At 65.1% G+C, this 15,641-nt stretch carries 22 protein-coding genes and 1 tRNA gene; 16 read left to right on the top strand and 7 right to left on the bottom strand.

Going from position 1 to position 15,641, the window contains the following annotated elements; all coding sequences use genetic code 11:
• Nucleotides 1-70: 70 nt before the first annotated feature.
• Nucleotides 71-334: a hypothetical protein gene (locus KHO18_RS21490; RefSeq protein ID WP_211943841.1), complete on the top strand. Its 264-nt coding sequence runs from the start codon at nucleotides 71-73 to the stop codon at nucleotides 332-334.
• On the opposite strand, the gene KHO18_RS21485 is transcribed toward KHO18_RS21490, so the two are convergent.
• Together KHO18_RS21485 and KHO18_RS21480 are read right to left on the bottom strand one after the other, a co-directional pair.
• Nucleotides 291-515, bottom strand: coding sequence for a hypothetical protein (locus tag KHO18_RS21485; protein ID WP_211943840.1), 225 nt, complete (start codon nucleotides 513-515; stop codon nucleotides 291-293). The two genes, KHO18_RS21490 and KHO18_RS21485, sit on opposite strands and share 44 nt — an antisense overlap.
• A 10-nt stretch (nucleotides 516-525) precedes the next feature.
• Entirely contained in the window at nucleotides 526-738 is a 213-nt protein-coding gene (locus tag KHO18_RS21480) for a hypothetical protein (protein WP_211943839.1), read from the bottom strand.
• Here KHO18_RS21480 and KHO18_RS21475 point away from each other — a divergent pair.
• The 13 genes from KHO18_RS21475 to KHO18_RS21415 all read left to right on the top strand — a co-directional run bounded on the left by KHO18_RS21475 (nucleotide 737) and on the right by KHO18_RS21415 (nucleotide 9,876).
• On the top strand, nucleotides 737-1,795 hold the full coding sequence (locus KHO18_RS21475; RefSeq protein WP_211943838.1) for a S24 family peptidase: 1,059 nt from the start codon (nucleotides 737-739) through the stop codon (nucleotides 1,793-1,795). The two genes, KHO18_RS21480 and KHO18_RS21475, sit on opposite strands and share 2 nt — an antisense overlap.
• A 26-nt stretch (nucleotides 1,796-1,821) precedes the next feature.
• A complete protein-coding gene (locus KHO18_RS21470; protein WP_211943837.1) occupies nucleotides 1,822-2,181 on the top strand; it encodes a hypothetical protein in 360 nt (119 codons plus the stop codon).
• 230 nt (nucleotides 2,182-2,411) lie between these two features.
• Nucleotides 2,412-2,678: a hypothetical protein gene (locus KHO18_RS21465; protein WP_211943836.1), complete on the top strand. Its 267-nt coding sequence runs from the start codon at nucleotides 2,412-2,414 to the stop codon at nucleotides 2,676-2,678.
• Nucleotides 2,679-2,693: 15 nt separating this feature from the next.
• Complete coding sequence (locus KHO18_RS21460) at nucleotides 2,694-3,119, top strand: HNH endonuclease signature motif containing protein (RefSeq protein ID WP_211943835.1); 426 nt, start codon at nucleotides 2,694-2,696, stop codon at nucleotides 3,117-3,119.
• Nucleotides 3,116-3,346 (top strand): hypothetical protein, encoded by a 231-nt coding sequence (locus KHO18_RS21455; RefSeq protein WP_211943834.1) that lies wholly within the window; start codon nucleotides 3,116-3,118, stop codon nucleotides 3,344-3,346. The genes KHO18_RS21460 and KHO18_RS21455 overlap by 4 nt, the downstream gene beginning before the upstream one ends.
• Nucleotides 3,343-3,972 carry a hypothetical protein gene (locus tag KHO18_RS21450; protein ID WP_211943833.1) on the top strand — a complete coding sequence of 210 codons (630 nt, stop codon included), beginning with the start codon at nucleotides 3,343-3,345 and terminating at the stop codon, nucleotides 3,970-3,972. Before KHO18_RS21455 ends, KHO18_RS21450 begins: the two co-directional genes overlap by 4 nt.
• A gap of 145 nt (nucleotides 3,973-4,117) precedes the next feature.
• Complete coding sequence (locus KHO18_RS21445; RefSeq protein ID WP_211943832.1) at nucleotides 4,118-4,267, top strand: hypothetical protein; 150 nt, start codon at nucleotides 4,118-4,120, stop codon at nucleotides 4,265-4,267.
• An 87-nt stretch (nucleotides 4,268-4,354) separates the two neighbouring features.
• Nucleotides 4,355-4,495, top strand: coding sequence for a hypothetical protein (locus KHO18_RS21440; RefSeq protein ID WP_211943831.1), 141 nt, complete (start codon nucleotides 4,355-4,357; stop codon nucleotides 4,493-4,495).
• Between the two features lie 29 nt (nucleotides 4,496-4,524).
• A complete protein-coding gene (locus tag KHO18_RS21435) occupies nucleotides 4,525-5,349 on the top strand; it encodes an ERF family protein (RefSeq protein ID WP_211943830.1) in 825 nt (274 codons plus the stop codon).
• On the top strand, nucleotides 5,342-6,961 hold the full coding sequence (locus KHO18_RS21430; protein ID WP_211943829.1) for a YqaJ viral recombinase family protein: 1,620 nt from the start codon (nucleotides 5,342-5,344) through the stop codon (nucleotides 6,959-6,961). The genes KHO18_RS21435 and KHO18_RS21430 overlap by 8 nt, the downstream gene beginning before the upstream one ends.
• A gap of 26 nt (nucleotides 6,962-6,987) precedes the next feature.
• Entirely contained in the window at nucleotides 6,988-7,488 is a 501-nt protein-coding gene (locus tag KHO18_RS21425) for a hypothetical protein (RefSeq protein ID WP_211943828.1), read from the top strand.
• A 109-nt stretch (nucleotides 7,489-7,597) separates the two neighbouring features.
• Complete coding sequence (locus KHO18_RS21420; RefSeq protein ID WP_211943827.1) at nucleotides 7,598-8,092, top strand: hypothetical protein; 495 nt, start codon at nucleotides 7,598-7,600, stop codon at nucleotides 8,090-8,092.
• Nucleotides 8,089-9,876, top strand: a complete 1,788-nt coding sequence (locus KHO18_RS21415; RefSeq protein ID WP_211943826.1) for a DNA cytosine methyltransferase — start codon at nucleotides 8,089-8,091, stop codon at nucleotides 9,874-9,876. Before KHO18_RS21420 ends, KHO18_RS21415 begins: the two co-directional genes overlap by 4 nt.
• Here KHO18_RS21415 and KHO18_RS21410 read toward each other — a convergent pair.
• Complete coding sequence (locus tag KHO18_RS21410; protein ID WP_211943825.1) at nucleotides 9,870-10,553, bottom strand: hypothetical protein; 684 nt, start codon at nucleotides 10,551-10,553, stop codon at nucleotides 9,870-9,872. The genes KHO18_RS21415 and KHO18_RS21410 overlap by 7 nt on opposite strands.
• Nucleotides 10,554-10,591: 38 nt before the next feature.
• Between KHO18_RS21410 and KHO18_RS21405 the strand changes: the two genes are divergently transcribed.
• Nucleotides 10,592-11,164, top strand: coding sequence for an ASCH domain-containing protein (locus KHO18_RS21405; RefSeq protein ID WP_211943824.1), 573 nt, complete (start codon nucleotides 10,592-10,594; stop codon nucleotides 11,162-11,164).
• Complete coding sequence (locus KHO18_RS21400; protein WP_244844978.1) at nucleotides 11,161-11,526, top strand: hypothetical protein; 366 nt, start codon at nucleotides 11,161-11,163, stop codon at nucleotides 11,524-11,526. The genes KHO18_RS21405 and KHO18_RS21400 overlap by 4 nt, the downstream gene beginning before the upstream one ends.
• Here KHO18_RS21400 and KHO18_RS21395 read toward each other — a convergent pair.
• The 4 genes from KHO18_RS21395 to KHO18_RS21380 all read right to left on the bottom strand — a co-directional run.
• Complete coding sequence (locus KHO18_RS21395; RefSeq protein ID WP_244844976.1) at nucleotides 11,523-12,479, bottom strand: tyrosine-type recombinase/integrase; 957 nt, start codon at nucleotides 12,477-12,479, stop codon at nucleotides 11,523-11,525. The genes KHO18_RS21400 and KHO18_RS21395 overlap by 4 nt on opposite strands.
• Before the next feature lie 266 nt (nucleotides 12,480-12,745).
• Nucleotides 12,746-12,832 (bottom strand) — tRNA-Leu (locus KHO18_RS21390).
• Nucleotides 12,833-13,071: 239 nt separating this feature from the next.
• On the bottom strand, nucleotides 13,072-14,397 hold the full coding sequence (locus KHO18_RS21385) for an MFS transporter (RefSeq protein ID WP_144195680.1): 1,326 nt from the start codon (nucleotides 14,395-14,397) through the stop codon (nucleotides 13,072-13,074).
• 128 nt (nucleotides 14,398-14,525) lie between these two features.
• Nucleotides 14,526-15,641: amidase (locus KHO18_RS21380; protein WP_211943822.1), on the bottom strand; the 1,116-nt coding region annotated here is incomplete at its 5' end.

The following is a 15,641-nucleotide window of genomic DNA, read 5'->3' as shown; positions in this document are numbered from 1 at the left end:
GGGTGCGTACCCACAGTCATGGAACAATCAAGACATCTCACCTTCTCAACCACCCACGAAAGGGGTACGCATGGAAACGTCCAGCATCAACCGCAACGAACTAACTGCCCTTCAGTACATGGTCGCGGCCTTGGTCGAGACCCATCCGGACAAGCTGCGGTTGCTCGCGGTCTACAACGCGGCCACGGAACAAGCCATCAACGAAGGCTTGTTCGGCAACACCACCGACGGCGCGATCGAATCCTTCACTGCCGAACGGGCGCGGTGGATAAACAAGGTGATCAACTCCATCAACCCAAAGGGCGCTGGAAAGGAAACACCGCCCTCTCTATGAGGCGGGATTGCGCTTCCGGGTCATCCAACAAGATTGGCTCAGTCGCGCGATCACCTGACCAAGGCGCCAGGCTTTGGAACGCGACGAATTCCTTTGCATCGGCTTCAGCGCGCCGCTGTTCCCTCATCTCCAGCGCCGGCCGGATCAGCCACAGCACCAGGCGCGCGTACATTCTTTTCATGGGGGTGTCCTCAGGCTGCCGCCGGCTGATCGGACTTCGGCGGATTCAGAAAGATGTCCGGGTGGGCCACCTTGACGGCAGACGGAATGCCCCGCTCCTTCCAGTTGTGGACGCGCTGGACGCCGCCCTTCTTGTCGTAGCCAAGCAGTTCGGCAACCTTGGCGGGGCCGCCAAGGCGATCAATGAGTTCACGGTCCATAGCAATAGAGGCGTCGGGTTCCATGACCACATTAAACACTACGTTTAACGAAAAGGCAAACGCCGTGTTTATCAACGAAGCGTTTACTTGTGAGACCATCCCGCGCATGCACGAAACGATGGTCCGCCTCTACGAGGCCGCACGCACCCTGAAGAACCTCGAGACGCCCACGGACGTCGCGCGGGCGCTCCACCAATCCCAGCAGACGATCAACAACTGGGAGCGGCGGGGCATGTCGCGCCCGGGGATGATCGAGGCGCAGAAGCACCTCGGGTGCAGCGCGACCTGGCTCCAGACCGGCCGGGGGTCCATGACCTACGATGCAACCATCAAGGCCGCCAACGAGATGGACAATGGTCTGGCCGAGCGGATAAAGGTGGTGCTCGAAGAGCCGGGAATCCTTCCGAAAGCCCTCGCCAAGGCAGCTGGAGTACCGCCAGAGACGGTCAGCCAATGGCTTTCAGGCGACATCAGGACGATGCCGCTCGAGCAGGCGGTGGGGATACAGGACTCATTCGGCTTCAGCGCCGTGTGGCTGGTGATGGGCAAAGGCTTGCCGAAGGCTGCGGTCTTCGACGACCCCCGACCGCGGCCCGTCCCAGCCAAAGAACCCAAGCCGAGGAAGAAGGCAGAGGTCGAACCGACGCCGCTGACATACCAGGCGGACGTAGCAAAATACCGAGCGATCCCGGTGGTAGGTCGCGCGCAAGGCGGCCTCCCTGATCGGATCTGGACGGACGGAGACTATCCTGTGGGAGCAACGCAACAGTACGCGGAGGTCGCAAGCGCCGACCCCCAGGCGTTTCTGACGCCCGTGGTGGGCTTGTCGATGATCCCTCGGTTCAACCCGGGCGAATTCGCGCTGGTGGAGCCGGGCACCGAGCCTGAACTGGAGGATGACGTCCTGGTGAGGCTGAATACTGGCGAGACCATGATCAAGCGCCTGCTGTCCAGGCGCCAAGGCATCCGGCTGGGAAGCTACAACGATGCGGAGGTCTTCACCTTCGATCCTGAGGCTGTTACGTGGATGTACTACGTCGCCCACCCTGTGCCGGCACGCAAGATCAAGACGAGGCTGTGAGAGCAGCCCAAATTGGAGAGAACTTCATGCGTTGGATGATCCCCTCACTTGGGGCGCTGAGCCTGGCATTGAGCGGTTGCGTTTCCCTTGGCGACCTCGACCAGAAGGCCCCCGCATACTCAGCTGACCTTCCGGGCAACTACCTAGCCGCCGCCGAATGCACGAAGGCACGCCAGGCGAAGGCCACCACGATAGTTCGAATCGACCTGCTCCACGACGCAGCCAAGAAAGAGGCGATGGTCACCTGGAATCACGACCTCGGCACCGGCACGGCCTTCGTATTCACGGGAACCAACAACGGGACCACGCATCTCCGCGTCTACGAGTCCACGCCCGTCGACCAGAAGTGGATCGCCATTGCTGAGGGATGCGGCTCGAACAGCTGACAGGCGGCGACCCCGCCCCTCTGGGAACCATGCCCGCCACCGAGCGGGCAATTTTTTCGCCCTCGATTAAACATTCTGTTTGACGTTTGTTTAAACGTAGTGTTTAATGACTCCATCAACCCACCGATGGAGGCCAACGTGGCAACCGCTCTCATCATCTTCTTCGTGGCTGGACTGGCCTGCGCCTTCTTGGGCTGGGCCTGCGTCCACGTTGGCGCGAGGTCCGACCAATGACCTCCGTCCAACGCACCCCCTGGCCGTTTCCCACACCGGCCGCCCGCCCATCGCCCGCTGGCGTGCGCGAGCGCCTCCTGCGCCAGCCGCGCGGCAGCCGCCTGACCGAGATCGAGTTCCGGGGCGCTGACCGTGACACCGTCGTGCGTGCAGCGAGCGCCCGGGCCATCTCCGTTGACCAGTACCGCTCCCCAGCCGTTCAGGCCGTTCGCCTCGATGGCGACGAGTGGGTGTGTGTACTTCGGTATTACGCGGTTGATTGAGCCGGGAGCATCGACATGGACACGCCATGCATCGAATGGACGAAAAGCAAGTGCCGGGGCTACGGCCAGCTGACGATCAAAGGTCGTCATCACAAGGCGCACCGGCTCGCCTACGTCCAGGCACACGGCCTGCAACTGGACGACATCAAAGGCATGCATGTCCGGCACCGCTGCGACAACCCCGCTTGCGTGAACCCGGAGCACCTGGAGCTGGGTACGCACGCGGACAACATGCGAGACATGGCGGAACGCGGCCGATCCAGGCCACTGAAGGGCGAACAGAACAAGGCTTCCAAGCTCACCGCGCAGCAGGTTGCCGAGATCCGCAGTCGGTATATCCCGGGCGACCGAGCAAATGGGTCGCGTGCCCTCGCCCGGGAGTACGGCGTGGGACATCGCGGAATCCTCAACGTCATTCACCAGATCACGTGGCAGCCATGAATACCACCGACAACGCCTACGGCACGCGCGACGAGCGGGCATACCTCGCCGAGCTGGCGCGCAGCCCGAACGCCGCCACCCTGCTCTCCAAGTACATCGCCTCGTCCGAACGGCGCGTGGTCTGGGGCACGATCGACAAGACCGAGGTGCTGCTGTACGCGCAGCTGCTGTTGGGCAACGCCCAGGCCGCAGCGCACTCGGCGCAACGCGTGGTGAGGGCGGCATGAGCGAGCAAACCGACCTGAAGGTTGTGGCCGTGGTGGAGATGAACAAGGGCGAGGCTCTGGTTCTGAATCGCCGCCTGAAGCTGACCTACGAGCGTGACGGCAAAGGCTTCATCGGGTCTGATGGTCCATTCCGCGACGTCTTGTACTACTCGCGAGCCAGCACTGGCTTCAAAGCCTTTGCCGGCCGCGAGTTCGAGTTGCAGATGAAGGATGGCACGGTGGAGACGATCAAGGACCACTGGTGGAACGGGCACTTGAACGGCAGCGTGTCTGTCGCCCATGGGGATGTGGAGTCACTGAGAAAGTGCTACGTGTTTTTCGGTGGAACCTGCATCGATCCCGCCGCACTCGCCGAATTGCGTGCCACCTACTCCGGTTGCGTGTATCCGTACCGCGACTACGAGAAGGTCATCAAGTACGACCATGAGCGCCAGTGGCTGTGGAGCAAGTTGCTTCACGAAGAGAAGCGGAACCGCGCACTGGTCAAGGCGGTTAAGGCAAAGCACGGTCACCTAGCCGAGTGCGTCCAGGCGTTGGAAGTAGCCGCCGCCGCGCTGTGGCCCTACTCAGACGAGGCAAAACTGGCCCGTGCCGCCCTCACCAAAGCCAGCGGAGAGCAATCGTGAGCCGCGACTTCTTCCTCACCGCCCTGCTCTTCTGCGTCGCGCCGCCGCTCGCCGTGCTGGCCGTCTCGGCTATCAGCCTGATGGTGTCGCCATGACCGGCGCTCAGGAAACGGCAATTGCTCGCGCGTGCCGCCACGAGAACCTGATGCGTGAGGCATTGGACGCCCTGCGCGACTACATGGATGCCGTGCGCTTTGCGCAAGACAGGCAGGCGCTGATCGGCGCCCTACGCGAGGCCGACGAAAAGGCCCGCGCCGTGCTGGCCCGCGTGCCGCAGGAGATCGGCAATGCATGACCAGGAACGCAACAACCGCTGGCTCAACAACCTCTTTTGCTTGGCGGTCGGCTACGCCCTGGTCGAGTTCATCACCTGGTTGCTGGCATGAACTACGACCCCGCATCCAACAAGCTGCTGGCCGTGGCGAAGTGCTCGCGCGGCCGGCAGTGGGCCCGCGCCATCGGCTTCGGCCTGGCCGCCGGCGTCATCTGGTATCTGACCGTCGCCATCCGCGCCGGCTTCTAACTCTCAATTCCGCCAGGAGACACCACGTCATGTCTACCGCTGTCGCAGACGTCATCGACGTCGAAACCGGACCCACGCCGCGCGCCGCGGCACTGCTGGCCAATCGCCCCACCGGCGCGCTGGCCGCCACCACGCCCGCCGACCTGCTGCGCATCGCGGTGGAAAGCAATGCCGATCTCGACCGCCTCGAGCGTCTGATGCAGTTGCAGGACCGCTGGGAGGCCAAGGAAGCGAAGAAGGCGTTCGACGCCGCCTTCGCCGCGTTCAAGGCTGAGGCGGTCACCATCCTCAAGAACAAGCAGGTCACCGACGGTCCGCTGAAGGGCAAGTCGTACGCCGAGCTGCACGAGGTGGTCAACGCCGTGACGCCCGCACTGTCCAGGCACGGCCTGTCGTCGTCGTGGCGGCTCACCAAGGACGAGAAGGACTGGCTCGAGGTGACGTGCTACCTGCGCCACGTAGCCGGCCACGAGGAAAGCGTCTCGATGGGCGGCCCGCCCGACACCGGCGGCGCCAAGAACCAGATTCAGGCACGGGCCAGCACCAAGTCCTACCTGGAGCGGTACACGCTGAAAGCCATCACCGGCCTGTCGGAGCAGAACGATGACGACGACGGCAACGGCGGCAAGCCGCGCGAGCCCGCCGATCCGGGCCGGCAGCAGCAGCGTCAGCCGGAGACCAAGGCCACCTACCCGCAGGAGCGCTTCGACGCAAATAAGGCGGCGTGGCGCGACATCGTCAGGTCGAAGAAGAAGACCGTCGCCCAGATGATCGCCTTCATCGAGTCCAAGGGCGCGCCCCTGACCGACGCGCAGAAGAACACCATCGATTCGTGGAGCCACGAGAATGACTGATTACATCGTTCACAACCTGGTGCAGGGCTCCCCCGAGTGGGAAGCCTTCCGCTTCCGATACCACGGCGCCAGTGAGGCGGCCGCCATGCTCGGCCTGTCGTCGAACATGAAACGCAATGAGCTTCTGCATCTCAAGAAGACGGCCATGCCGAAGGAGTTCAGCAGCTTCGTGCAGGAGCGCATCCTTGACCGTGGCCACGAACTTGAGGCATTGGCCCGCCCGCTGGTCGAAGAAGACCTGGGCGAAGAGCTGTATCCGGTCACCTGCTCGCTGGGCAAGGAATCGGCGTCGTGCGACGGCTTGACCATGGCGGGCGACATCGCTTTCGAGCACAAGCAGTGGAACGAGGAACTGGCGCTGGCCGTGGAGAACGGCAACGTCCCGGACAGCCACATGCCGCAGTGCCAGCAGATCCTCATGGTGACCGGCGCCGAGCGCGTGCGCTTCGTGGTGTCGGACGGCACGCGCGAGCGCTTCGTTTGGACCGATGTCGAACCCGATCCGAATTGGTTCAATCGCATCATGGCCGGCTGGAAGCAGTTCGATCGGGACGTCGAAGACTACGAGCCGAGCGAGATTGAGGCCAAGCCTGAAGGCCGCACACCCGAGACGCTGCCGGCGCTGTTCGTCGAGGTCACCGGCCAGGTGACGGCCAGCAACCTGCGCGAGTACCGCGAGCATGCCCTCGCAGTGTTCGGCGGCATCAATAGGGACCTCCAGACCGACCAGGACTTCGCCGATGCTGAGAAGACGGTGAAGTGGTGCGGCATGGTCGAGGATCGGCTGGCCGCCGCCAAGCAGCACGCGCTGTCGCAGACCGCCAGCATCGACGAGCTGTTCCGCACGATCGACGACATCAGCGCCGAGGCCCGCCGCGTGCGGCTTGACCTGGACAAGCTGGTGACGCGTCGCAAGGTGGAAGTCAAGGAAGCGATCATCAAGGGCGGCCGTGACGCGTTTGCGGCGCACGTCCAGGCGCTCAAGGATGAAACCGGCGGCGCCTTTGTCCAGATGGGCATGCCCGACTTCGCCGGCGCGGCGAAGGGCAAACGCTCGGTCGCAAGCATCCAGGATGCGGTGGACACGCTGCTGGCGAACTCGAAGATCGATGCCGACGCCGCGGCGAAGCGTATCCGCGACAACATCGCCTATCTGGACGATGCGATCAAGGACTTCGAGTTCCTGTTTGCCGACCGGCAAGGGCTCTGCACGCGCCAGCTCGACGACATCAAGCTGGTCGTCTCCAACCGAATCGAGAAGCACAAGTTGGACAAGCAGCGCGAGGAAGAAGCGACGCGCGACCGCATCCGCCGCGAGGAACAGGCCAAGGCCGAGCGCGACGCCGCTGCCAAGGTGGTGGCCGAGAAGGCAGCGCAAGATGCCATAGAGCGCGAAGAGCGGCCCGCGACTGCCGCAGCGCCCGCCCCTGCAGCGGCACCCGCTCCGGCCACGCGCCCCGCACCCGTAGCCCGCCAGGCACAGGCGCGCCGCCCCACTGTGCCAACCCGTCCGACCGACGCGCAGATCATCGCAGCGCTGGTCAGCCATTTCGAGGCCACCGAGGAACAGGTTATCGGCTGGATCTGCGAAATGGATTTCTCCGCAGCCTGATACCCATCCACCACCGGAGCCACCGAATGCTCGAACTCGACACCGAACTGGTCAAGATCAACCACATCAACGCGCGCAACGAGAAGCACGGCGACGAAGCAGTGCTGGCCGTCGACCTGAAGCTGCAGGCGCGCATGTCGAACGACGTGCTGTCCCTGTTCTCGCCCATGCTGAAGCAGAGCTTCTATCACAAGGACGAGTCCGTGCAGGGCGACCTGGTGACCGACGCCGGCTACCTGCCCAACCTGAAGCACCCGAGCATCGGCCCAGTGAAGTGGGCGGGCGACTGGGACCACCAGCGCCTGGCCATCCATAACGGCGTGCGCAAGCAGGACGACATCGTGCTTGGCGACGCGAAGATCAACAAGCTGGCCTTCGACCTCCAGGAGGGCGGCACGGTCTTCGTGACCTTCCGCGTACAGGCGCACCCGGACGAGAAGACGTCCGCGAAGCTGCTGGCGCTGCTCGGCCAGGAAGTGCACATGAGCCTCGGCGTCGACGAGGACGCGCAGGAATCGGTGGACTGACGATCAACGGGCGGACGGCGGCGGGACAACGCCGAGTCCTTAAACAGCGCGCGACGCCTTCTCCTGGTTGGGAATGTCGCCTGTCCGCCCACCCTACAGCGAGCATGACATGAGCATTGAGAATAACAACGCCGCGGCCGTGGTGCAGCTGAGTGCCGATGCAATCGAGCAGGGATGGCACCGTACCTTCAGCACCAGCAACCCGTATTGCCCGTGCAACCTGAAATCTTTCACCAAGGCAGTGCGCTGGGCCGAGCACGCTATCGCTCAAGCCACCCCGCCCGCCGCAGCCGATGCGAATACGCCGCCAATCGCCGCAAATCCCGCGGAGATTGCGCCGGGCACGCTCCCCTACCGGACCGAGCCGACCGATGCGTTGCTCGAAGTGCTCGGCCTGATGCTCTACACCACCACGCCGATCGCGCATGCCCTGCGCGCCGCCGGCACCGACATCCCGAAGCGCTGCGAGGAAGAGCAGGCATACGTGTTGCACTGGCTGATCCAGCTTGCCCTCCAACACGGCGCCGGCTGGCGCGAGCGCGCGCGGCAGAGCATTGAAGAACTGCAGGCGGCCACCCACGCACACGGCGAGGTGCGCGCATGATCCGCCGCGAATACCGAACCTTCGGCTTCTGCTGCGGCCTGGGCGGCGGCGCCAAGGGCTTCAAGAAGGCCGCCTCCCAAGTGGGCAACATGGTTGCCACTTGGCGCTGCATCGGCGGCATCGATGTCGACCCCGCCGCCGCGCGCGACTTCGAGACGCTCGTGGGCGTGCCCTGCACGGTCATGGATCTGTTCACCCGCGAGCAGTACACCGCATTCCACGGCGCCGAGCCGCCCGCCGGCTGGCGCGAGGCCACGCCGAACGATATCGTGCGCGCCGCCGGCCACGAGCGGCCCCACTGCGTTTTCATCAGCAGCCCGTGCAAGGGCGCGTCCGGCCTGCTGTCGGAGACGCTGAGTCGCACGCCGAAGTATCAGGCGCTGAACGAGTTGACGCTGCGCTGCGTCTGGCTGATGTGCGAAGCGTGGAAGGATGACCCGGTCGAGTTGATCGTGTTCGAGAACGTGCCGCGCCTGGCCACGCGCGGCCGGCACCTGCTCGACCAGATTGCCCAGATCCTGCGGCACTACGGCTACGCGGTGAACGAGACGACGCACGACTGCGGCGAGCTGGGCGGGCTGGCCCAAAGCCGGAAACGCTTCCTCCTGGTGGCGCGCCACATGGAAAAGGTGCCCGCTTTCCTGTACGAGCCCGAGCTGCGGCGCCTGCAGGGCGTCGGCACCGTGCTCGGACGGATGCCGCAGCCGGGCGACGCCACCGGCGGGCCGATGCACCGTGTGCCGTCCCTACAGTGGAAGACGTGGGTGCGGCTGGCGTTCGTGGAAGCCGGCAGCGACTGGCGCAGTCTGAACAAGCTGGCCGTCGACAATGGCCACCTGCGGGACTACCTGATCATCCCCGAGCGGCGCAACGGCTATCTGGGCGTCCTGGACTGGGAAGAGCATGTCGGCGCCGTCGCCGGTGAGTCGCTCCCCAGCAATGGCGCATTCTCCGTGGCGGATCCGCGTCATGCGGCCGGCGCGGCGCAGTATCAGCAGTACGGCGTGCTGCACTGGGGTGAGGCCTCCGGCGCCATCACGGCCGGGACGAATCCCGGCCAAGGCACGTTCAGCGTGGCCGACCCGCGCCACGCCGGCCCGGCCAAGCACAACAACGAATTCCGCATCGTTCCATGGGACCAGGCCGCTGGCGCTGTCACGAGCGCGCACGGCACCGGCCAGTGCGTTCAGGATCCACGGCGCGCCGGACCGACCTTTGGCAAGTATGCCGTGACGTCCTTCGACGCCCCCACTGGCACGGTCATCAGCGGCAGCACCACCGGCCAGGGCGCCTTCGCCGTTGCGGATCCGCGCACCAGCATGCGGCGGGAGCGCGGCGACGCATACCTGACCGGCGGCCACTATGGCGTGGTCGCATGGGACCAGTCGAGCGGCGCCGTGTCAGCGGCCGCCGGCCACGACAACGGCCGGTGGTCGGTGGCAGATCCGCGCATGCCGGCGCCGAATGACAAGCTGGTGGCGGTCATCCGCGCGCTGGATGGCACGTGGCACCGGCCCTTCACCACGCTGGAGCTGGCCGCGCTGCAATCGCTGATCGAACCGGAGGAATATCTGGAGCTGGACGGGCTGAGTGATCAGGCCTGGCGCGAGCGCATCGGCAACGCCGTGCCGCCTGACGCCGCGCGCGCGATTGCCGAGGTGATGGGTACCACCCTGCTTCTGGCCGAGACTGGCGAGACGTTCATGTTGTCGGCTACACCCGTTTGGGTGAGGCCGGTGGCGGTGGCTTTGTCGGTGGTCCAGCAGGCGGAGGATCCTCAATGAGCGGAATCAGGTGCACGCGCGGGCATTGCGAGAAGCGTCTGCATCAAAGTCCATGCGGTTCGTTCCAATTCGCCCTTCAAGCGGAAATTCTCTTTCAAATGTTGAATCGAACCATCTACGGTGGCCTGATGTACCAGTGCCAACCGACCAGCATCCCCTCCTTCTCGCTCCGTCGCTCTGACTTGATCTCGTCTGGTCATTGCCCAAAGGATCATGTCGCGGCAGCTCTCAGCATAATCGATCATCGCCTCTTCCATTTCGGGGAAATAGAGCGACACCATAGCCTTGAGGATGTCGAGGCCCTCGGAATCTACGTCGGCGTCTTTTCCTGCGGCGACCTTCTTGACGTATCTCCTGAGGGAGGTGTCAAGAGTGGCGAGATGGCGAACCAATTCTTCGAGCTTCTCACGCTTGATTGCATTGACTTCGCGAAGTTTCCATTCGGCGTGCCCTATTTCACGCTTCACTTCTTCTGTGAGCTTTGTGGTTTCGCGCACCTGCCGCTTCAACTCTTCGAAGTCATCGCGCGTCGCCAGATTTTCAGCCCGCTTACGCACGTACCCACCGAGGAAGACAGCGAGAAAAGAGACCGAGAACATCAGCATCCAGTAAACCCAGTTCTCGACAATCGTGCGCGCCACTACGGCAGTGACGAAGGCTTGCGTGGTTGCGTCCATGAGGCCATGACCGGTCGTTATTCTGGAGGCATCCTAGCATGACCAAAGAACGCCCCATCCTCTTCTCCGGCGCCATGGTGCGCGCCATCCTGGACGGCCGGAAGACGCAGACGCGGCGGCCGGTCAAAGGCTGGGCGCTGGATTGGCTGCAGTCGGACAACTTCACGCCGGAGTATGTTGCCGACCCGGCAAACCGGGCATGCCCCTACGGCCAGGCCGGCGACCGCCTGTGGGTGCGCGAGACGCACGGCTATGGCGGCGATGCATACGCGCCAGACCTGTACTACCGCGCTACACATCCTGATGCGCCGATTCAAGACCGCTGGCACCCGTCCATCCATATGCGGCGAGAGGATAGCCGCCTCGTGCTGGAAATCACCGGCGTGCGCGTCGAGCGGCTGAATGAGTGCAGCGACGCGGACGCAGTCGCCGAAGGCTTGCACATCCTGCCTGCCAGTGGTCGCTACGTCGTCAGCCCAGGCGAGCAGTACGCCGGCCTCGCCGACCATGACCCGCGCGCGGTCTACGCGGACCTGTGGGACCGCATCAACGGCGCCGGCGCGTGGGAGGCGAATCCGTGGGTGTGGGTGGTGGAGTTCAGGAAGGTATGACCGAAGCAGCAGCACGAATTATCGAAACAACAGCCAGAAACTGGAGCATCACCATGAGTGAAGCAGACCTGATCGAACGCATTGCAGTGGCCGTGGCCAATCACGTGCGGCCAGCGCTGCCCGTGAGCGTTACCCTGTGGGACGTGGAGCGCATCGCCGAATACCTGGTCCGCTCGCCCAAGGTGGTGCGGGAGCGGGTGGTGACTCTGCCCGGGTTCCCGAAGCCGATTCGCATCCCTTCGGTGCAGTCGGGCAAGGACGAGCTGGCGAAGGCCCTCCCTCGCTGGAAGGCGGCCGAGGTCATCGCCTGGGCTGAGTCGTACCGCGAGCAGCCGGCGGGCCGGCCGAGAAAGACGGACTAGCCGAGCCGGCGCGCAATGTCCCGCGCGGACTCGTTGTAGTAGGTCAGCAACTCCTGGAGGTTGGTGTGCCCGGTCATCCGGGCCAAATCCAGTGGCTGTAGCTTCTTCGCCAGGCGGGTGATCGCCTCATGGCGGGTGTCGTGGAAGGTCAGGTCGGCAATGCCGGCCTTTTCTTTTGCCTTGCGGAACAGCGCGTCCCGGCTGGCAGCCGAGAGCGCGAACAGCGGCTTGCCCTCTTCCACCTTCGGCAGCATCCGCAACAGCTCGAGCGCGCGCATGGAGAGCGGCACGTCCCGCGCGCCGCCGTTCTTGGTCAGGGGCAAGTGGGCAACCTGCGCCTCGAAGTCCACCGTGTTGCTGGTCAAGCCCAGCATCTCCCCCGAGCGCATGGCCGTCTCGATCGCCAGCAGGAATGCCACAGCGACCCGCTGCGACGGCAGGACCACCGGCATCCCTTCCTGATACCCGAGAGCCAGGGTGATCTTCTCGATCTCCTTGTCCGAGATGAGCCGGTCGCGCGGCGGGTTGTCCGGCGGCCGGCGCACCTCCTTCATCGGATCGGCGATCAGCCAGCCCCATTCCTTACGGGCGACCTCCAGTGCATGAGACAGCAGGGACATTTCGCGGGATACAGACGACCCGGAAATCTTCGCCCCAGATCCCGGGACGGTGTCTCGAGCGCGCGCGTCGCGCCACGCGGCAATGTGGTGAGGCTTCAGGTCGGCCAGCCGGATGTCGCGGAACGGCTTCCCCTCGACCATCTTCTTTCCAATCAGCTCAAGCCGCAACTTCTCCCACCGCTCGCCGCGCTTGGTCGGGCTGACCGTCTTTTGGTACTGGTCGAGCACGTCGCCCACCGTGTGGGTCTTGCTCCCCATGCCGCCGTCGATGGATCGCATCTCGGCCTCGCGCTTCACCGCCCATTCCTGAGCTTGCGCCTTGGTGTCGAACATGCGGCTGTCCCGAGCGCCCTTTACTGTGAGCTGTACGCGCCAACCGGTTGCCGTCTTGAGAATGGATGCCATGAGTTCGTGGGAGGACCGTGGGAGAAAAATGGGAGAGCCCAGCGAACGGATAGTGGCAAATAGGGTCAGGGAGGGGGTGTAGCGTAAACCCGGGTTGATACCCGCCACGCCTTATAGAATAAGGGCTATCGGCATGAAGGGGTATTGAATGGTGGGGAGTGAAATCGTTGCGGCGACGCAACGAAAAAGGACTTTGGTGCGAGGGAGGGGACTCGAACCCCTACACCATTGCTGGCGTCAGGACCTAAACCTGGTGCGTCTACCAATTTCGCCACCCTCGCGGTCCTTGCGGCGGTTGCCCTGGCGGGCGGCCGCGTGTTGTCGGTTGGCGCTGCGCATCCTCGACAAAGCAAAAAAGGCGGCTGGAACTGCCCGCCTTTCATGATCTGCCGTCGGATGCCGGCCGTGCCGCTGGCGTAACTTCTTCCAACGGTCGACAAGGCTGCGGATTGTAGCGCAAGCCGAAGCGGGAATCCAGCCCCCTGCCCCGGCCTGCGCCCCATCCGGCCCCGGTTGGGGCCTAGCGGCGGGTGCGGATGAAAGCCAGCACCAGCACCGTGGCGCAGGCTTCCAGCGCCGCCACGAAATACAGGCCCGACGACAGCTGGCCCGTGTTGGTCTTGAACCAGCCGATCATGTACGGCGCCACGAAGCCGGCCAGGTTGCCGATGGAGTTGATCAGCGCGATACCGCCCGCCGCCGCCGTGCCGGCCAGGAAGGCCGACGGCAGCGACCAGAACACCGGGAAGGCGGCCAGGATGCCGACGGAGGCGATGGTTAGCGCCACCAGCGCCAGCGTGGCGCTGTGCAGCCACATGCCGGTCAGCGTCAGGCCCACCGCCGCCAGCAGCGTGGCCATCGCGCAGTGCATCCGGCGTTCGCCCGAGCGGTCCGAGTGGATGCCGTTGAGCACCATGGCGATGGTGCCGGCCACGAACGGAATCGCCGAGATCAGCCCGATCTGCAGGTTGCCCTTGACGCCCAGTTCCTTGATGATCGACGGGGACCAGAACGCGATGGTGGCGTTGCCGCTCACCACGCAGAAGTAGATCGCCGCGCAAATCCAGACCCGCGAATTGGAGAAGGCGTCCTTGAGCGCTGAATGCTTGGCCGGGTCACGCGCCTCGGCCTCCACCTCGCGTGTCACCAGCGTCTGCTCGGTGGCCGTCAGCCACTTGGCGTTGACCGGCTTCTCGGGCAGGAACATCAGCACCGCCACACCGGCCAGCACCGACGGAATCCCCTCGATCACGAACAGCCACTGCCAGTTGGCCAGGCCGTCCACGCCGTCCATCGCGCTCATGATGAAGCCGGCCAGCGGGCCGCCGATCACGCCGGCAATCGCAAACGAGGTCATGAACAGGCCGTTGATGCGGGCGCGGCGGTCAGCCGGGAACCAGTAGGTCAGGTACAGCACCACGCCCGGGAAGAAGCCCGCCTCGAAAATCCCCAGCAGGAAGCGCAGCGCGTAGAACTGCCCCGGCGTCTTGACGAAGATCATCGCCATCGAGGCCAGGCCCCAAAGAATGGTGATGCGCGCCAGCGTCTTGCGCGCGCCGATCTTCTCCAGCAGCAGGTTGCTCGGCACCTCGAACAGGAAGTAGCCGATGAAGAAAATCCCCGCGCCCAGGCCGTACACGGCCTCGCTGAACTGCAGGTCCTGGAGCATCTGGAGCTTGGCGAAGCCCACGTTGACGCGGTCGATCCAGGCCAGGATGAACAGGAATACGAGGAATGGGATCAGGCGCACGGTGATCTTGCGGTACGCCTCGTTGCGTTGCTGAGCCAATTCCGCGGGCGGCAGGCTCTCCAGGGCGCCAGGGGCGCCGGTCATCACGGAAGACATCGGTGACTACTCCTTGGGTGTGGTGGGCGGGGCGCCGCTACATTGGCGGCGCCCTCTGGCTTGCGCTGTGTTGTGCTGGAGCGCATGGCCGCGGCCGTGGGAATCCGGCCGATTTGCTGCTGCCCGGCTTACGCCAGGCCCTGCTCGATGGCGCCGGCCACCTGCAGCACGCGGGCGTCATGCCCGTGCAGGCCGCAGATGCCGAGGCCGATGCCCTGCCCCATCGGCAGGGACGCCGCGCAGCCGTCGAGCCAATTGAGCACGCTCGGATTGCGCAGCACCAGGCCGTTCGTGGCGAAGAAGTCCTCGTCACGCGTCAGCGCATCCAGGCGCGGCGGGCGCACCGCCACGGTCGGCATCAGCCAGGCATCGGCATCGCGCAGGCGCTCGGCGGCGCGTGCCTGCATGGCGGCGCGCTCGGCCAGCAGCGTGATGTAGTCGGCGGCGCTTTGTTGCTGGCCGCGACGGATACGCTGGGCCACGCGCGGGTCGTAGCGGTCGCCCTGCCTGGCCAGCAGCTCGCGGTGCCAGGTCCACGACTCGGCGGCGGTCAGGCCGCCACCGGCGTTGATCTCGGGCAGGCGACGCAGTTCGGGGAAATCGAATGTGACGATTTGCGCACCCTTGGCCGACAGCCGCGACAGCGTGGCCTCGAACGCCTGCGCCACCTCGGCCTCCACGCCATCCATCACAAAGTCACGCGTGACGTAGAGGCGCAAGCCGGACAGGTCGGCGGGCCGGGTGTCGAGCGTCTCGCCGCTCAGCACGGCGTCCACCGCCACGCAGCAGGCCACCGAGCGCGCCAGCGGGCCGGCCGAATCGAGTGAGGTGGACAGCGGCACCGCGCCGGACAGCGGCACGCGGCGCGCGGTCGGCTTGAAGCCGGTCAGTCCGCAGAATGCCGACGGAATGCGGATCGAGCCGCCCGTATCGGTGCCCAGCGCCGCCACGGCCATATCCTCGGCCACGCTGACCGCGCCGCCCGAGGTAGAGCCGCCGGCGATACGCTCGGCGTCGAACGGGGTGCGCGGCGTGCCGTAGTGGGGGTTCAGCCCCAGGCCCGAGAACGCGAACTCGCTCATATTGGTCCGGCCGATCAGCACCGCGCCAGCCGCGCGCAGGCGGGCCACGGCGGGCGCATCGGCCTGGGCCGGGGCGGTGTCGTCGAGCGCCACCGAGCCGGCGCGCGTCATCTGGCCGCGCACATCGAACAGATCCTTGATGGACACCGGCAGGCCGGCCAG

It is taken from the genome of Cupriavidus campinensis (genome assembly GCF_905397395.1).
GTDB lineage: Bacteria > Pseudomonadota > Gammaproteobacteria > Burkholderiales > Burkholderiaceae > Cupriavidus > Cupriavidus campinensis.
The sequence above is the reverse complement of the archived record's forward strand: the minus strand, read 5'-3'. Positions and strand labels throughout refer to the sequence as shown.

Bases quoted from the DNA above. Each gene is read 5' to 3' on its own strand.
- KHO18_RS21490 (WP_211943841.1), top strand. From the start codon at position 71: ATGGAAACGTCCAGCATCAACCGCAACGAACTAACTGCCCTTCAGTAC.
- KHO18_RS21485 (WP_211943840.1), bottom strand. From the start codon at position 515: ATGAAAAGAATGTACGCGCGCCTGGTGCTGTGGCTGATCCGGCCGGCG.
- KHO18_RS21475 (WP_211943838.1), top strand. From the start codon at position 737: ATGACCACATTAAACACTACGTTTAACGAAAAGGCAAACGCCGTGTTT.
- KHO18_RS21480 (WP_211943839.1), bottom strand. From the start codon at position 738: ATGGAACCCGACGCCTCTATTGCTATGGACCGTGAACTCATTGATCGC.
- KHO18_RS21470 (WP_211943837.1), top strand. From the start codon at position 1,822: ATGCGTTGGATGATCCCCTCACTTGGGGCGCTGAGCCTGGCATTGAGC.
- KHO18_RS21465 (WP_211943836.1), top strand. From the start codon at position 2,412: ATGACCTCCGTCCAACGCACCCCCTGGCCGTTTCCCACACCGGCCGCC.
- KHO18_RS21460 (WP_211943835.1), top strand. From the start codon at position 2,694: ATGGACACGCCATGCATCGAATGGACGAAAAGCAAGTGCCGGGGCTAC.
- KHO18_RS21455 (WP_211943834.1), top strand. From the start codon at position 3,116: ATGAATACCACCGACAACGCCTACGGCACGCGCGACGAGCGGGCATAC.
- KHO18_RS21450 (WP_211943833.1), top strand. From the start codon at position 3,343: ATGAGCGAGCAAACCGACCTGAAGGTTGTGGCCGTGGTGGAGATGAAC.
- KHO18_RS21445 (WP_211943832.1), top strand. From the start codon at position 4,118: ATGCGTGAGGCATTGGACGCCCTGCGCGACTACATGGATGCCGTGCGC.
- KHO18_RS21440 (WP_211943831.1), top strand. From the start codon at position 4,355: ATGAACTACGACCCCGCATCCAACAAGCTGCTGGCCGTGGCGAAGTGC.
- KHO18_RS21435 (WP_211943830.1), top strand. From the start codon at position 4,525: ATGTCTACCGCTGTCGCAGACGTCATCGACGTCGAAACCGGACCCACG.
- KHO18_RS21430 (WP_211943829.1), top strand. From the start codon at position 5,342: ATGACTGATTACATCGTTCACAACCTGGTGCAGGGCTCCCCCGAGTGG.
- KHO18_RS21425 (WP_211943828.1), top strand. From the start codon at position 6,988: ATGCTCGAACTCGACACCGAACTGGTCAAGATCAACCACATCAACGCG.
- KHO18_RS21420 (WP_211943827.1), top strand. From the start codon at position 7,598: ATGAGCATTGAGAATAACAACGCCGCGGCCGTGGTGCAGCTGAGTGCC.
- KHO18_RS21415 (WP_211943826.1), top strand. From the start codon at position 8,089: ATGATCCGCCGCGAATACCGAACCTTCGGCTTCTGCTGCGGCCTGGGC.
- KHO18_RS21410 (WP_211943825.1), bottom strand. From the start codon at position 10,553: ATGGACGCAACCACGCAAGCCTTCGTCACTGCCGTAGTGGCGCGCACG.
- KHO18_RS21405 (WP_211943824.1), top strand. From the start codon at position 10,592: ATGACCAAAGAACGCCCCATCCTCTTCTCCGGCGCCATGGTGCGCGCC.
- KHO18_RS21400 (WP_244844978.1), top strand. From the start codon at position 11,161: ATGACCGAAGCAGCAGCACGAATTATCGAAACAACAGCCAGAAACTGG.
- KHO18_RS21395 (WP_244844976.1), bottom strand. From the start codon at position 12,479: ATGTTCGACACCAAGGCGCAAGCTCAGGAATGGGCGGTGAAGCGCGAG.
- KHO18_RS21385 (WP_144195680.1), bottom strand. From the start codon at position 14,397: ATGTCTTCCGTGATGACCGGCGCCCCTGGCGCCCTGGAGAGCCTGCCG.